This is a genomic window from Rhodococcus sp. ARC_M5, assembly GCF_022810405.1.
GTDB lineage: Bacteria > Actinomycetota > Actinomycetes > Mycobacteriales > Mycobacteriaceae > Rhodococcoides > Rhodococcoides navarretei.
On sequence record NZ_JALGQE010000004.1, the window covers coordinates 33,289 to 47,127 of the forward strand.

At 66.1% G+C, this 13,839-nt stretch carries 12 protein-coding genes; 8 read left to right on the forward strand and 4 right to left on the reverse strand.

Annotated features, from left to right (window positions below; genetic code table 11):
- Positions 1-99 precede the first annotated feature (99 nt).
- Positions 100-327 carry a DUF3263 domain-containing protein gene (locus tag MTX34_RS07605; protein ID WP_243596717.1) on the forward strand — a complete coding sequence of 76 codons (228 nt, stop codon included), beginning with the start codon at positions 100-102 and terminating at the stop codon, positions 325-327.
- A 7-nt stretch (positions 328-334) separates the two neighbouring features.
- Here MTX34_RS07605 and MTX34_RS07610 read toward each other — a convergent pair whose 3' ends face one another.
- Complete coding sequence (locus MTX34_RS07610; protein WP_243608976.1) at positions 335-1,042, reverse strand: SOS response-associated peptidase; 708 nt, start codon at positions 1,040-1,042, stop codon at positions 335-337.
- Between the two features lie 87 nt (positions 1,043-1,129).
- On the opposite strand from MTX34_RS07610, the gene MTX34_RS07615 reads away from it, so the two are divergent.
- Together MTX34_RS07615 and MTX34_RS07620 are read left to right on the forward strand one after the other, a co-directional pair.
- Positions 1,130-2,380 (forward strand): pyridoxal phosphate-dependent aminotransferase, encoded by a 1,251-nt coding sequence (locus tag MTX34_RS07615; RefSeq protein ID WP_032396087.1) that lies wholly within the window; start codon positions 1,130-1,132, stop codon positions 2,378-2,380.
- Positions 2,381-2,609: 229 nt separating this feature from the next.
- Complete coding sequence (locus MTX34_RS07620; RefSeq protein ID WP_243608977.1) at positions 2,610-3,968, forward strand: YibE/F family protein; 1,359 nt, start codon at positions 2,610-2,612, stop codon at positions 3,966-3,968.
- A 71-nt stretch (positions 3,969-4,039) separates the two neighbouring features.
- Here MTX34_RS07620 and ald read toward each other — a convergent pair whose 3' ends face one another.
- Positions 4,040-5,122 carry an alanine dehydrogenase gene (gene ald / locus MTX34_RS07625; protein WP_243596720.1) on the reverse strand — a complete coding sequence of 361 codons (1,083 nt, stop codon included), beginning with the start codon at positions 5,120-5,122 and terminating at the stop codon, positions 4,040-4,042.
- 116 nt (positions 5,123-5,238) lie between these two features.
- Between ald and MTX34_RS07630 the strand changes: the two genes are divergently transcribed.
- Positions 5,239-5,763 carry an Lrp/AsnC family transcriptional regulator gene (locus MTX34_RS07630; RefSeq protein ID WP_243608978.1) on the forward strand — a complete coding sequence of 175 codons (525 nt, stop codon included), beginning with the start codon at positions 5,239-5,241 and terminating at the stop codon, positions 5,761-5,763.
- 6 nt (positions 5,764-5,769) lie between these two features.
- On the opposite strand, the gene MTX34_RS07635 is transcribed toward MTX34_RS07630, so the two are convergent.
- Together MTX34_RS07635 and MTX34_RS07640 are read right to left on the reverse strand one after the other, a co-directional pair.
- The gene (locus MTX34_RS07635) at positions 5,770-7,668 is read right to left on the reverse strand and encodes an Hsp70 family protein (RefSeq protein ID WP_243608979.1); all 1,899 of its coding nucleotides are present in this window, start codon (positions 7,666-7,668) and stop codon (positions 5,770-5,772) included.
- 175 nt (positions 7,669-7,843) lie between these two features.
- Positions 7,844-9,310: a hypothetical protein gene (locus MTX34_RS07640; protein ID WP_243608980.1), complete on the reverse strand. Its 1,467-nt coding sequence runs from the start codon at positions 9,308-9,310 to the stop codon at positions 7,844-7,846.
- A gap of 252 nt (positions 9,311-9,562) precedes the next feature.
- Here MTX34_RS07640 and MTX34_RS07645 point away from each other — a divergent pair, with 252 nt between their 5' ends.
- Genes MTX34_RS07645 through MTX34_RS07660 form a run of 4 tightly spaced genes read left to right on the forward strand, consistent with a single transcriptional unit; the run spans position 9,563 to position 13,742 of the window.
- Positions 9,563-9,820: an acyl carrier protein gene (locus MTX34_RS07645; protein ID WP_243608981.1), complete on the forward strand. Its 258-nt coding sequence runs from the start codon at positions 9,563-9,565 to the stop codon at positions 9,818-9,820.
- A gap of 4 nt (positions 9,821-9,824) precedes the next feature.
- The gene (locus MTX34_RS07650; RefSeq protein WP_243596725.1) at positions 9,825-10,979 is read left to right on the forward strand and encodes an acyl-CoA dehydrogenase family protein; all 1,155 of its coding nucleotides are present in this window, start codon (positions 9,825-9,827) and stop codon (positions 10,977-10,979) included.
- Positions 10,979-11,926 (forward strand): amino acid--[acyl-carrier-protein] ligase, encoded by a 948-nt coding sequence (locus tag MTX34_RS07655; RefSeq protein WP_243608982.1) that lies wholly within the window; start codon positions 10,979-10,981, stop codon positions 11,924-11,926. Before MTX34_RS07650 ends, MTX34_RS07655 begins: the two co-directional genes overlap by 1 nt.
- Before the next feature lie 43 nt (positions 11,927-11,969).
- The gene (locus MTX34_RS07660; RefSeq protein WP_243608983.1) at positions 11,970-13,742 is read left to right on the forward strand and encodes an alpha/beta hydrolase; all 1,773 of its coding nucleotides are present in this window, start codon (positions 11,970-11,972) and stop codon (positions 13,740-13,742) included.
- Positions 13,743-13,839: the final 97 nt, after the last annotated feature.

A 13,839-nucleotide genomic window follows, 5' to 3' on the forward strand; every position in this document is an offset into this window, starting at 1 on the left:
GGTTCCACCCTAGTGAACTGACGTGCACGTAACGCGGTGTTCACCGGACCTTCAACCACGACCCGGATGATGGGTGACAAGCAGCACTAGGGGGACACCATGCGCCGGACCACTACCCACTCGGTGGACCACGAGATTCTGACATTCGGCCGAACCTGGCGTGGGTACGGCGGTGGTAGCGACGAGGACATCTACGTAGCGTTCGGCGTCGACGCGCGGACCTACTTCCAGCGACTGCGTCGCATTCTCGATTCACCGGTCGCCGAGGATCTGACCCCGGACGAGCGGGCCGCGATTGCCGACATCTGCCGGGCGCGACTCGCCTGAGACATCGCTATACCGGTGTCAGCAGCTCCGGGCTGTTGTTCTTCACGCTGTTCACCGCGGTGCTGACCTCGTAGGGCTCGAGCCGTGGTTCGGGGATCGCGGCCAGCAGGTCTCGAACGTCCCCGAGGTCCGTCACTGCGGGGTCGAGCCAGCTCGAACGGAGATCCGGCGGAAGCACGACCGGTGAGCGATCGTGAATGTGGCCGAGCGCATCGGCAGCCGGGGACGTCAGCACGGTGACCGACCAGACCCAGCGGTTCTCGTCGTCCTCGGCCCTGGTGGGATCTCGCCACAGCTCGTACAGGCCTGCCATCGCAAGCACGCCGTCACCGTCGTGCAGGAAATAGGGCACCTTTGCGCCGTCGCGCTTCTCCCACTCGTAGTAGCCGTCGGCGGGAACGATGCATCGCCGACGGCTCGCTGCCTTCTTGAACGACGGTTTCTCGGTGATGGTCTCGGACCTGGCGTTGATCAGCCGCGAACCGATTTTTGCGTCCTTCGCCCACGACGGGATCAGGCCCCAGCGCACCGATCGCAGTTGCCGCACGGCGTCGGCCTCGGGTTCGTCTTTCGGTGCGCGCTCGAGCACCGTCCGGACCGTCTGGGTGGGGGCCACGTTGTACGAGGCCGGCACTTCCGCTCCGACGGTCTCGGCGATGTCGAACACCGCCTGCAGGTCGCTGTCACTCCGGGTACTGGCATACCGTCCGCACATGGAAGCAGATTGTTCCACCAACCACTGACATCCCGGGCGAAACAACCTCGTGGAATTACGTGGCACCCACCTGGCACGATGTGACGGGTGACCACTCCGCAGATCCACTCCCAGCCGCGTTACCGCACGTTGCAGCAGTCCACCAAGCTGCAGAACGTGCTGTACGAGATCCGCGGACCGGTACACGCCCACGCCGCCCGTCTCGAGGCCGAGGGGCACCGCATCCTCAAGCTCAACATCGGAAACCCGGCACCCTTCGGGTTCGAGGCCCCCGACGTGATCGTGCGCGACATGATCGCGGCGCTGCCGGTGGCCCAGGGGTACTCCGAGTCCAAGGGCATCCTGTCGGCCAGGCGAGCCATCGTCACGCGCTACGAACTCGAGCCGGGCTTCCCCGAGCTCGACGTCGACGACATCTACCTCGGCAACGGGGTGTCCGAGCTCATCACGATGACGATGCAGGCATTGCTCGACGACGGTGACGAAGTACTGATCCCGGCGCCGGACTACCCGCTCTGGACGGCGATGACGACGCTGTCCGGCGGCAAGGCCGTGCACTACATGTGCGACGAGGAGAACGGGTGGAATCCCGATCTGGCCGACATCGAGTCCAAGATCACCCCGAAGACCGTCGCGCTGCTGGTGATCAACCCCAACAATCCGACGGGGGCGGTGTACTCGAAGGAGGTGCTGCAGGGCATCGTCGATCTGGCGCGCAAGCACCAGCTGCTGCTGCTCGCGGACGAGATCTACGACCGGATTCTCTACGACGACGCAGAGCACACCTCGCTGGCGAGCCTGGCTCCCGACCTGCTCTGCCTGACGTACAACGGACTCTCCAAGGCGTATCGAGTGGCCGGCTACCGCGCCGGATGGCTCGCGATCACCGGACCGAAGGCACACGCCGCAGGGTTCATCGAGGGCATCGACCTTCTCGCGTCGACGCGACTGTGCCCCAATGTGCCTGCACAACACGCCATTCAGGTCGCACTCGGTGGGTATCAGAGCATCGAGGATCTGATCCTGCCCGGCGGCCGTCTGCTCGAGCAGCGTGACGTCGCGTGGGAGAAGCTCAACGCGATTCACGGCGTCTCGTGCGTCAAACCGCGGGGTGCGCTGTATGCGTTTCCGCGGCTCGATCCCGAGGTGCACGAGATCTACGACGACGAGAAGCTCGTCCAGGATCTGCTGCTGCAGGAGAAGATCCTGGTGGTTCAGGGGACCGGCTTCAACTGGCCGGGCCACGACCACGTGCGCATCGTGACGTTGCCGTGGGCGCGAGACCTGGCCGTGGCGATCGAGAGGTTCGGTAACTTCCTCGCGTCGTACAAGCAATGAGCCGCGAAGTTACCGTCAAGTAGTTGAAAGTGACGCACAAAACATCGGGGCGGTCCCGCCTGAACCACGAATGATCTGTACATTGGCGGACGGCACTTCGGTGCCCGCGAGCCCTGGTCGTACCCCTCCCCCCCGGGTCGGTCAGGTGGTGGCGGGGGACGCCCCCCCTGCTCCCCGCCACCGAGCTCCTCGCATCGGCCACCATCCCGGCCCGTACTAGCCTTGCACCGTGGAACCACACGGCACGTCTCCCGATGGCAACAGGCCAAGCCTCGACGCTTATGCAGGCCATGGACACGGGCACGGCCACAGCGATACTCCGGCTCCGTTGGGACCGGTGGCGGCCAAGGTCGTCGTCGGACTGTTGGTTGCCATCGCCATTGCCGTGATCGGCGGAGCCATCGCCTTGTGGCCCAGCCAGCAGAGTGTCGACATCCCACTGCCGTTCCAGACCTCCGGCGGTGGTGCGGTGTCCACCGAGGCCGGCACCATCACCTCGCAGAGCATCGGGACCTGCGGAAGTCCCGACGCAGGCAGAGCATTCACCGGCGACCCGACACCTGCGGTCAACGACTCCTACGAATGCCAGCGCAGCATCGTCGACATCACCACCGGCGAGGACGCAGGCAAGAGGACGGTACTCGAGATCGCGCCGGGTCCCGGCCAACCGACGCTGAGCGCAGGCGAGGACATCCGTCTGGTTGTGCAGACCGACCCGTCGGGAGGAGTCCGCTACTCCTTCAACGACTACTCCCGAGGGCTGCCGCTGGCACTGATCGTCGGCGTGTTCGCCGTGGTCATCTGCGTCGTCGCCCGTTGGCGGGGGTTCCGCGCACTGGTCGGCCTGCTTCTCGCGTTCGCGGTGCTGGTGGTGTTCATGCTGCCCGCCCTGCTCGACGGCGCACCCGCCATTCCGGTCGCCCTCGTCGCCGGTGCGGTGATTCTCTACGCCGTGCTGTATCTGGCGCACGGGGTGAATCTACGCACCAGCTCGGCGCTGCTGGGCACGCTCACGTCGATGGCCCTGGCGGCAGTGCTGTCCTACGTCGCGATCCGCATGACCCATCTCACCGGGTTGTCCGAGGAGCAGAACACCGCCGTGCAGACGTACATCGGCAATGTCAGCGTCACCGGCCTGCTGCTGGCCGGGTTCATCATCGGTTCGCTCGGCGTACTCAACGACGTGACGATCACGCAGGCGTCGGCGGCCTTCGAGCTCGCCTCGGTGGACGAGACGGCGACGCGGCGCGAGATCTTCACCGCCACGATGCGGGTGGGACGTGACCACATCGCCAGTACCGTCTACACCCTCGTGCTCGCCTACGCCGGTGGCGCGCTACCCCTGCTGTTGCTGTTCAGCGTCGCCGACCGGTCCATCCAGGACGTTCTCACCGGCGATTCGGTGGCCATCGAGATCGTCCGCTCCGCGGTGGGCGGCGTCGCGCTGGCTCTCTCGGTCCCGCTGACCACGGCCATCGCCGTGCTGTTGGCGCGTCCCATCACCGTGGGTGGGCCCTCCAACCGAGCGCAGCGCCGGGCCGCGGCACCGGCCCGCAAGGCACGGGGCTCGGGCCGGCACAGCGCGTAGAGCGGCTTCGCCGCATGTGAGCAGAACTTCGTAGCAGGGGCCGAACTTCCGTGCACATGCGGCGGAGCCGCTCAGGCGAATGCAGCGGCGACGGTCTCCGAGAGCAGAGCTCCGTTGTGGGTGCTCAGTCCCGCCTTCAGTCCCGAATCGGCCTCGCAGGCAGCTTCCCAACCCTTGTCGGCCAGTGCGACGACGTACGGCAAGGTCGCGTTGGTGAGCGCGTAGGTGGAGGTCCGAGGCACGGCACCGGGCATGTTGGCGACGCAGTAGAACACCGACTCGTGCACCTTGTAGGTGGGGTCTGCGTGAGTGGTGGCGTGCGAATCCTCGAAGCAGCCGCCCTGATCGATGGCGATGTCGACCAGAACCGAACCCGGCTTCATCCGCTGAACCAGACTGTTGGACACCAGCTTCGGCGCTTTGGCTCCGGGCACCAGTACGGCACCGATGACCAGATCCGCTGCGAGAACCGCCTGTTCGAGTTCGTATGCGTTCGACACCAGCGTCTTGACGGCACCGCGGTACTGATCGTCGATGGCGCGTAGCGCTTTCACATCGAGATCGAGCACGGTGACATCGGCGTGCATGCCGAAAGCGATTGCGGTGGCATTCCTTCCGGACACACCGGCTCCGATCACCACAACGTTGGCGGGGCGCACTCCGGGGACTCCACCCATGAGAACTCCGCGACCGCCTTCACTGGACATCAGGTGGTAGGCACCGGCCTGGGGCGCGAGGCGTCCGGCAACTTCGCTCATCGGCGCGAGCAGCGGCAGCGAACCGTCTGCAGCAGTGACGGTTTCGTATGCAATGGCAGTGGTGCCCGACTCCAGCAACGCATCGGTGCACGCTTTCGAGGCGGCGAGATGCAGGTACGTGAACAGCACCTGCCCCTTGCGCAAGCGTGAATACTCTTCGGCGATGGGCTCTTTGACCTTGAGCAGCAGATCAGCGGTCTCCCAGACCTCGGCGACGTCGGTGAGGATCTGCGCGCCGGCGGCCTTGTAGTCGGTGTCGGTGAACGACGATCCGGCCCCTGCCTCGGTTTCGATGATCACTTCGTGTCCTCGCGAGACCAGTTCGTGCACGCCCGCCGGGGTGATGGCCACCCGGTATTCGTGGTTCTTGATCTCGCGTGGAATTCCGATCTTCATGACAGCCTCCTCGATGCTGGGCGATGGGAGCCGTGGCCCCACCGGTTGTAGGCCAACTATGAATTATCTACGAAATACCCGCAACGGATGTGAACATAATTCTGTAGACTCCCGAAATGGTCAGCAATAGTTCATTCGAGACGGGCGACACGGGGCACCAGCCGAACGATGTTCGGCCCATTCCCCTGGATCGAATCGACCACATCCTGCTCGACGAGCTACGCCGCGACGCTCGAACACCCAACAACGCACTCGCTGCGGCTGCCGGGATTGCGCCGTCCACTGCCCTGGGGCGGGTGCGCGCCCTCGTCGAACGCGGGGTCATTCGCGGCTTTCACGCCGATATCGACCCCGAGGCTCTCGGCCAGGGCATCCAGGCCATGATCTCGGTCCGGCTGCAAGCAGATGCTCGACGACGCATCAGCGAGTTCGGATCGAAGATCGCCTCACGGAAAGAGACGTTGAACATCTACTTCATTGCCGGTGCCGACGATTTCCTGGTGCACGTCGCCACCGTCGACACCGCCACGCTGCGTGACTTCGTCGTCGAGAACCTCAGCGCCGACCCGGCCGTCGCCGCCACCGAGACCATCCTCATCTTCGAGCACATACGACCGCGAAATACGCACGCGGACAAGTAGATTCGATCAGGGAGCGGGTGGAATGAGCGGAGGGAACACCGGCAACGTGAAGTCGGGAAGGCCCGGGATCAGCGGCGGTGGCTGCTGCGTCGTCGGAGGAACGGACTCGACGGGTGGTGGCGGCGGTGCCGGCTCGGCCGTGGTCGTCGTCGGCTCCGGCGTCCACGGCTCCTGGTAGACCTCGGTCTCCGGTGGCACCGTGGTCGGCTCGACGGTGGTCTCCGGCGCGGGCGGCGGCAGGACCGGCGCAGGGATCATCGGCGTCGGCGGCGCAGTGGTGACGGCCGGAGCGTCGGTCTGGGTGCGACTGACCGAGGTGTCGACCACCTGCGGTGCGTTCTGCTGGGTGAGCATGAAGCCGGAGACGCCGACCACTGCAGCCAGACCGAGCGCGAGAACACCACCGGTTCGGAGCCTCCGTCGCGCCCGCGTGCGATCGTCTTCGCCGTCGTCGTCGTCGTAATCGGCATCGAGCCAATAGACGTTCTTCAGCTGGAACGGCACGGGCTTGCCGTCGTCTGCAGCAGAATCGGTGCCGATCTTCGATGTGGGTGTCTGCGTAACAGTCTCTGCTACAGCAGGATCGGATGCAGCAGACCCTGATGTAACGGTGGCGGCCACCTCGGGCACCGTGGCCGAGTTCTCCGCAGACCGCTCCCCCGTGTTCGAGCTCAACGCAACGACCTCCCCGTCGACCCGCGCCCCCTGCACGTGGTCGTCGAGAACATCATCCACTACCGGCAGCGGCGATTCCGAATCGACGGGAACGGAATCGGAAGATTCGACAGGATCGGTGAATCTCGAGGACTCGAAACCGCCCGCCGCGGCCGCGGCCGCGGCGTCAGCACCCGCCGGGGCCGACGCGATCCACGGACGAGCCGGAACCGGACGGCCGGGGGCAGACGGCGGAGCCGGCGGACGCACCCGCGAGCCGGGTTCGGCCACGATCGCCGCGGCAGGGTTCACGGTGTCCGCGACCGGGCGATCCGCACGGGGACTTCCCTGCGCTCCGGTTCGCGTCCGCGAGTGCGGCCGAGCCGCAAGCGCTGCTCCACGTGCCGCAACGGTCTCGGGTTCGGTCGGAACGAGAGCCGGGAGCTCGAGCAACGGGCCGACGCGATTCTGCACGATCGGCATGCGCGCTCCACCGCCGATCAGGACGACCGCATCGATGGGTACGTTTGCGCCGATCATCACTCCGCGCGCGAACTCGATGGCTTCGTCCACCAGGTCGGTGATGAGCAACTCGAAGTTCTCACGCGAGAGCAGGATCATGCCGCTCGCATCCGGCAAGCACACCGCGTCCTGGGTGGACAGGCGTTCCTTGGCGATGCGGCAACGCTTCTCGAACAGCGGCATGTCGGGGTCGGTCGGGTTCTTCCCGAGGCGGCGGAGCTGGTTGTTGCGCACGTGGGCGTCGAGCAGATCTCCGCTGTACTCACCCGAGCGCTGCGAGGCGATGACGGTTCGCTGCACCAGGTCCACGACGCTGACGGTCAAGCCGGAGCTGCCGAGGTCGAACAGGGCGACAGAACTGCAGTTGCGGGCTTCGCCCGTCGCCGCGAGGTACTCGACAACAGCTTCCACCTCGTGCACGAGGTGGTAGTTGTGCAGGTGCGCACCGGCGAGGGCCGCCTGCAGCGCGTCGGCCTGGCGCGGGTCGCGGTACGCGACACCGGTGGCGAGTTCGGGCTCGGTTTCGGCCGCGGCACCGATCGATTCGACGGCCAGGTGCGGAAGGTCTCCCCCGACGCTGTCGATGACTTCGTTGCGGAAGAACAGCGGCCGTTCGATGTCGCTGACCAGGCCGGAGGGGTCGGCGGCCGGTGTCCCGAACTGTTCGGCCCTGGGCTGCGCCGTGCGCACGGCTCGGGTCCCCATGGACACCCCAAGCAGCACAGTCACGGTGGTCGGCCTCACTTCGATCGGCAAATGTTCTCGGACGCGATACACCTCGTCCAGTGCGCCAGGCTACCGCCTCGGATCGATCGACGGGTCGCGTGCCCCGAAGGTGCACGCCCTCGCATTCCCCGAAACCTGTCCGACTCCCTGCCCGGCCGGCCCGAACCGAACCTGCGGTCTACTCCGGAACCACCGAATCGACGGACGGTCGGTACAACTCACCGCTGTACTCGAACGTCCGCTCGTACAGGTCGGCATCGGACAAGCGGGCCGGCCCGAGGACCGGAAGCTCGACGGGACCGGGAGCAGCCGCGTCGGTGGACTCTGCCGCCGCAGAGAGCGCGGCGGCGAACGTGGAATCGATGGGTATCTGCTCGTCGATCAGCGGCGTGGGCGGCGGCGTGTTTCCTCGGGTGTAGACCAGCCCCACCACTGCCACGATCATCAGAACCACGGTGGCGAGCACGGATGCGTCGCGCACCCGCCAGGTCCGGGAGCCACGGCGAATCGGTTCGGCGACGACACCCGGCTCGGGCACCTCGGGTGCGAGAACTTCCGGTGCAAGCACCTGGGGTTCGAGCACCGTGGGCCGCGCAGACACTTCGCCGTCGAAATCGGCGTCGTCGAGATCGGGTTCCGCAAGATCGGGTTCCGCAAGATCGACGTCCGAGACGGACGGGTGGATCGCGAGATCCTCGACCGCGAGTTGGTCGACGGTCAGGCCGTCGACCATCCACTCCTCGACCGTGCCGAAGCCTGTTGCGTCGGGTGCGACATACGTCTCGGGCGCATCGAGCAGTTCCGACGCATCGTCGGGGACGGTGATGATTCCCACATCCGCGTCGAGCGCGGCCACGGGTGGCCTTTCGTCGAGCGCAGCACCTGTGGCGACGGCCATTGCGGGTGCGTCGGGCACGTGGACGGCAACGTTCCACTTGTCTTCGATGATGGTGCGCACTGCGGGGATGGCGGCGCCGCCGCCGATCAGCAGCACCGCGTCGGGTGCCTGCTTGGAGGCCCAGTCCAGAGCGTCGGAGACGAGCGGGGTGATCTCGCGCTCGAATTCCTTGCGGCTGAGCAGCATCGGGCCGCGGTTCGGTGCCCTGACGCCGACCGACGAGCTCACCAGCTCCTTGAGTTCACGGAAGAACGCCTGGTATTCCTCGTCGCCCTCGGGCCCTATCGGTGCAGGCAGAATGCCCTTGGCCATCACGATGCCTCGGACCACCTCGTCGAAGCGGTCACCGCTGATGTCCACGGTGCGCGCAGTCCACTCGACGTACTCGCCCGCAACGTCGAGTGCGGTCGCCGAAAGCCCCTTCTTGCCCAGGTCCACGACCAGGACGTAGTCCTTGTCCTCCAGTTCCGGAACCGTCATGGCGTACGCGAGCAGGGCGTGGGACTCCTCGACCATCCGAGCCCTCGGCACGGTGCCGTCACCGAGGGTCTCCAGCAACGCCGTGACGGCTGCGGTATCCCATCCGGCCAGGACGATGTCCTCGAACGGCCCGAGGTCGACGAGCTTGCCGGGCAGCAGGTCGTGTGCCCCCTCGGCGTCTATGGAGTCCTCGACACGGCGGCCGTCTGCGACGTACGCGATGCGCACCGCACCGGTACCCACGGACACCCCGCAGATTCCACCCATCGACCAGACAGTCCTTCGCAAAATTGTGTTTCGACGCCCGATCCGGCGTCCGTACGAGCCCCCGCTCCACTCGAAGTGTACGGCGACCGAAATACCGACAAAGGCATCGGAGGTAACGCTACTAAACAATCTGCGATATTGTTTAGAAGGGTCTGGGGAGACTTAGGGTCGAGTAGGCGCGCTGTCGGCCGACCCTGAGTCGACGACGAGGCCGTCCGGTCTCGTGGTTAACGCGATCGGTGGAGGTTTTCGATGCAGACGCTCAATGCGCACGACGTGGTCAGAGTGCGAACCGTTCTGGAGAAATTCGGAAAGCTGCCGGTCCCCGTGGAGGGCATCGACGAAGCTGCGGATCTCTACGACAGCGGCCTCACCTCGCACGCCAGCGTCAACGTCATGATCGCGCTCGAGGACGAGTTCGACGTCGAGTTCCCCGACACCATGCTGCAGAAGTCGACGTTCGGCTCCATCAACGCGATCTCCGCGGCCATCGCCCAGCTGACGGATTGAAGCCATGACCACCGTCTACGAGAGCTCGATCGACCAGTCGATGACCGACGTGCTGGCCGTACTGCGGACGTATGCCGACGAGGTCGACCGCGACGCCCGTTTCCCCACCGAATCGGTGGAGGCGCTACGCGACGCCGGCCTGCTCGGGGTCGGAATTCCGCGGGAGTTCGGCGGGGGTGGCGCGACACTGACCGACATAGCCAGGATCTCGCGCGCCCTCGGTGCCGAGTGCGCGTCGACGGCGATGATCTTCGTGATGCACCAGTCGCAGGTGCTGAGCATCGTCCGCCACGGCAAGTCCGACGCCATGGCCGACCTGCAACGGCGAATCGTGACCGATCGCATTCTGGTGGCGTCGGCCACCACCGAGATCAACATCGGCGGCGACGTTCGCTCGAGCAGTTGTGCGGTGGAGTACGACGGCGAGCAGATCACGCTGAGCAAGAACGCACCGGTCATCTCCTACGGCGAGTACGCGCAGATCGTGTTGGCGACCGCGCGGCGCAGTGTCGACAGCCCGCCGAGCGATCAGGTGCTCGTGGTGTGCGAGAAGCCCGATGTGACGTTGGAGAAGACCGGCACCTGGGACACCCTCGGTTTCCGCGGCACCTGCAGCCCCGGCTTCATGCTGGCCGCTCGCACGACGACGTCGAACATTCTGGGCGACAACTACGGCGACATCTCCGCGCAGACCATGCTGCCGGTGGCGCACGTGTTGTGGGGATCGGCGTGGCTCGGCATCGCGGACGCGGCCGTCACCAAGGCGCGCAAGTCCGTACAGAAGGCCGCGCGCAAGACACCGGGAACGCCGCCGCCGAGCGCGCTGCGTCTGGCGGAGTTGACGGTGGTGCACGAGCAGCTCGTGGACACCGTGTTCGGTGCCGCTGCCAAGTTCGAGGCCGTCGCAGACAGTCCGGCCGAGCTCGGAGCCATCGGCTTCGCGCTCAAGATCAACAACGTCAAGGTCACCGCCTCGACGCTCGTCATCGACATCGTCGGCAAGGCACTGCAGATCTGCGGCATCTCCGGCTACCGACAGGACGGCGAGATGAGCATCGGCCGTCATCTCCGCGACGCGCACGGGTCCGCGATCATGGTCAGCAACGAACGCATCCTGGGACACAACGCCCAGCTCTCCCTCGTCTACAAGGGCAAGTGATGACTACCACCCACTCCGCACCGGAGACCGAACTCAGCGAACTCGACTCCGCCCGAGCGGCTTTCCGCGCCGAGCTCACCGACGCCGGCCTGTTGGTACCCAGCTCGATTCCCGGGTTGTACGGGCGCAGCGGTGAATTCGAGGACATCATCGAGTTCGTCGATGCCCGTGTCACCGAGGCCGGGCTGGCCGAACACGGCCGTCAGGCAACGCGGTTCCGGTTCGCTCCCGTATTTCCACGGGAAGCGTTCGAGCGCACCGACTACATCGCGTCGTTCCCCAACCTCACCGGTGCCATCAACACCTTCGAGGGAGACAACAAGGAACACGCCGCGTTGTTGGCGGAGAGATCCGACGGCAAGGACTGGGATCACTTCCTCCACTCCGCAGGCACCATGCTGGTCTCGGCCGCCTGCCACCCGTCGTACTCGATGCTCACCGGCACACTGCCTGCCGAGGGCACGCTGATGGACATCTACGGCTACTGCTTCCGGCACGAGCCCGCGGTGGATCCGGCTCGGATGCAAGCATTTCGGATGCACGAGTTCGTACGGGTCGGCACCCCCGACGAGGCGATCGCGCACCGCGAACGCTGGGTGCCGCGCGGCCTGCAGGTACTGGCCGATCTGGGATTGGAAGCCGAGGCGGTCATCGCCAACGATCCGTTCTTCGGTCGCGCCGGACGCATGCTGGCGGCGAACCAGCGCAACGAGAACCTCAAGACCGAACTGGTCGTCAAACTCTACGGAGATCTCGACGACGGCACCGCGGTGGTCTCGTGCAACTGCCACCGCGATCACTTCGGGCACACCTTCGACATCTCCACCGTCGACGGCGAGCCCGCCCACAGCGCGTGTGTCGGGTTCGGCATGGAACGCATCGCCCTGGCACTGCTCCGCACCCACGGACTCGATCGTTCGGCCTGGCCGGCTGCACTGCGCCACTGATCGTTGCCGCTTCACCCGTGTACACACACGAAGGACCAAATCTGTGAACAGCCCCCGCACCGCTTCCCTACGCAACGGATCGGTTCCCGCCGAGTCCTCTTCGCGTACTGCGGGCGGCAAGTACCCGATGTGGTTCGGGCCGTCGGACGCGCCGCTGTTCGGTACCGTCCACGTGCCGTCGGGCGGGCGGGCGCGCGGCGGCGTCGTCCTGTGCCCGCCCCTGGGCAAGGAGCAGGTCGATTCGTATCGCGGCATGACGCTGCTCGCGCAGAAGCTCTGTGCAGAGGGACTTGTGGTGCTGCGGTTCGACTACAGCGGCACCGGCGATTCGTGGGGTGATCAGGATCGGCCCGACGCGGTCGCACGCTGGCAGCGCAGCATCGTCGAGGCCGTCGACTACGTCCGCGGATGCGGGCCACGCGAGGTCGGTCTGGTCGGGTTGCGTGCCGGTGCTCTGCTGGCATGTTCGGTGGCCGCCGAGTGCGGGCCGCTCACCGCGTTGACGCTGTGGGATCCGGTCGTCAAGGGCCGGTCGTATCTGCACGAGCAGCGCGCTCTGTACGCGGTCAGCGTCACCACCGACTCCGATGCCGACCCCCGGGTGTCGATCATCGGCGCTGTGCTGCATCCGGATTCGGCCGCGAACCTCTCGGCACTCGATGCCGCGAAGACGAGAATCGACGCACCGGGGCTGGTCGCCACCCGTCCCGAGCGAAGCGACTCGAAGCCGGTCCGCAAGCTCGTCGAGACTCTCTCGGCTCAGGAGCACACCCTGACCGCGCACGACGACTTTCTCGAGCCCAGTGATTTCGAGGTCATCATCCCGACGTCGGACATCGGTCACCTCGCGACGTGGACGGCGTCGAAGTTCCCCGTCGCACCGACCCACGATGTGGAGGTGACGCATCGGTCGCGGTTCGTGGTCGACGGAATCCACGAGAGCATCGAACACCTCGGCCCACAGGAGCTTTTCGCGATTCGTTCCACCTCGGATCGGTGCCTGCCCGGAGGCCCGACCGTGGTGTTGTACCCCACCGCCAACGAGCACCGCGTCGGCCCGGTGCGCATGTGGGTCGAACTGGCTCGGCTGCTGCCTCGGTTCGGGATATCGACGGTGCGCTTCGATCGACGCGGAACCGGCGAGTCCGGTGCCGTCACCGACGGGGAGTTGACCCGCCTCTACAGCGACGAGGGAAACGAGGACGCACTCACCGCCGTCCGACAGTCGGGAACCTCCCCGGACAACGTTCTGGTAGCCGGAATGTGTTCGGGCTCATGGTATTCGAGCTTCGCTGCCCGCGAGCTGGGGGTACGTGCTGCCGTGCTGCTCAACACCCTGGACTGGACCACCCGTCGCCTCGAATTCGTCAAACGCTCCTCGATGCACATCGAGGAGGCGGGGTTGCGTGCTCGCACACTCGATCGTCTGCACCACCGGGGTGTGCGGATCAAGGATGCACTGCAGCCTCGGATGCCGTATGCCCTGTGGATCTGGCTGGGGCGACGCGGGCTCATCCAGGTTCCCGAGATCTCGCTGCGCATCCTCGCCGACCGGCACGTGCAGACGCGAGTGCTGCTCTCCCCCAGCGACACCGCCTGGTTCGAGGCCAATCGTGGTCCGGAGGGAATGCGCCGGCTGCAGCGTCGATCGTCCGTCCCCACCGTCACCTCCTTCGAGTCCGGCGATCACTCGCTCTACGGTCGCGATCTGCGCGAGAACGTGAGAGCGGAACTCCTGGCGGCCACCTCTGCGGCCTTCGATATCGAGATCGCCGCTCCGTCTCCGCCCGTGCCGGTAGGGCGGGTTCGGTTGTGAAGCACCGCGCTCCCAGGATTGCGCCACCCAGACACGAGCAGCTCGAACAGCTTCGGTGGTACCCGGTCGAACCGGCGCGATTCGACCTGGGTCTGAT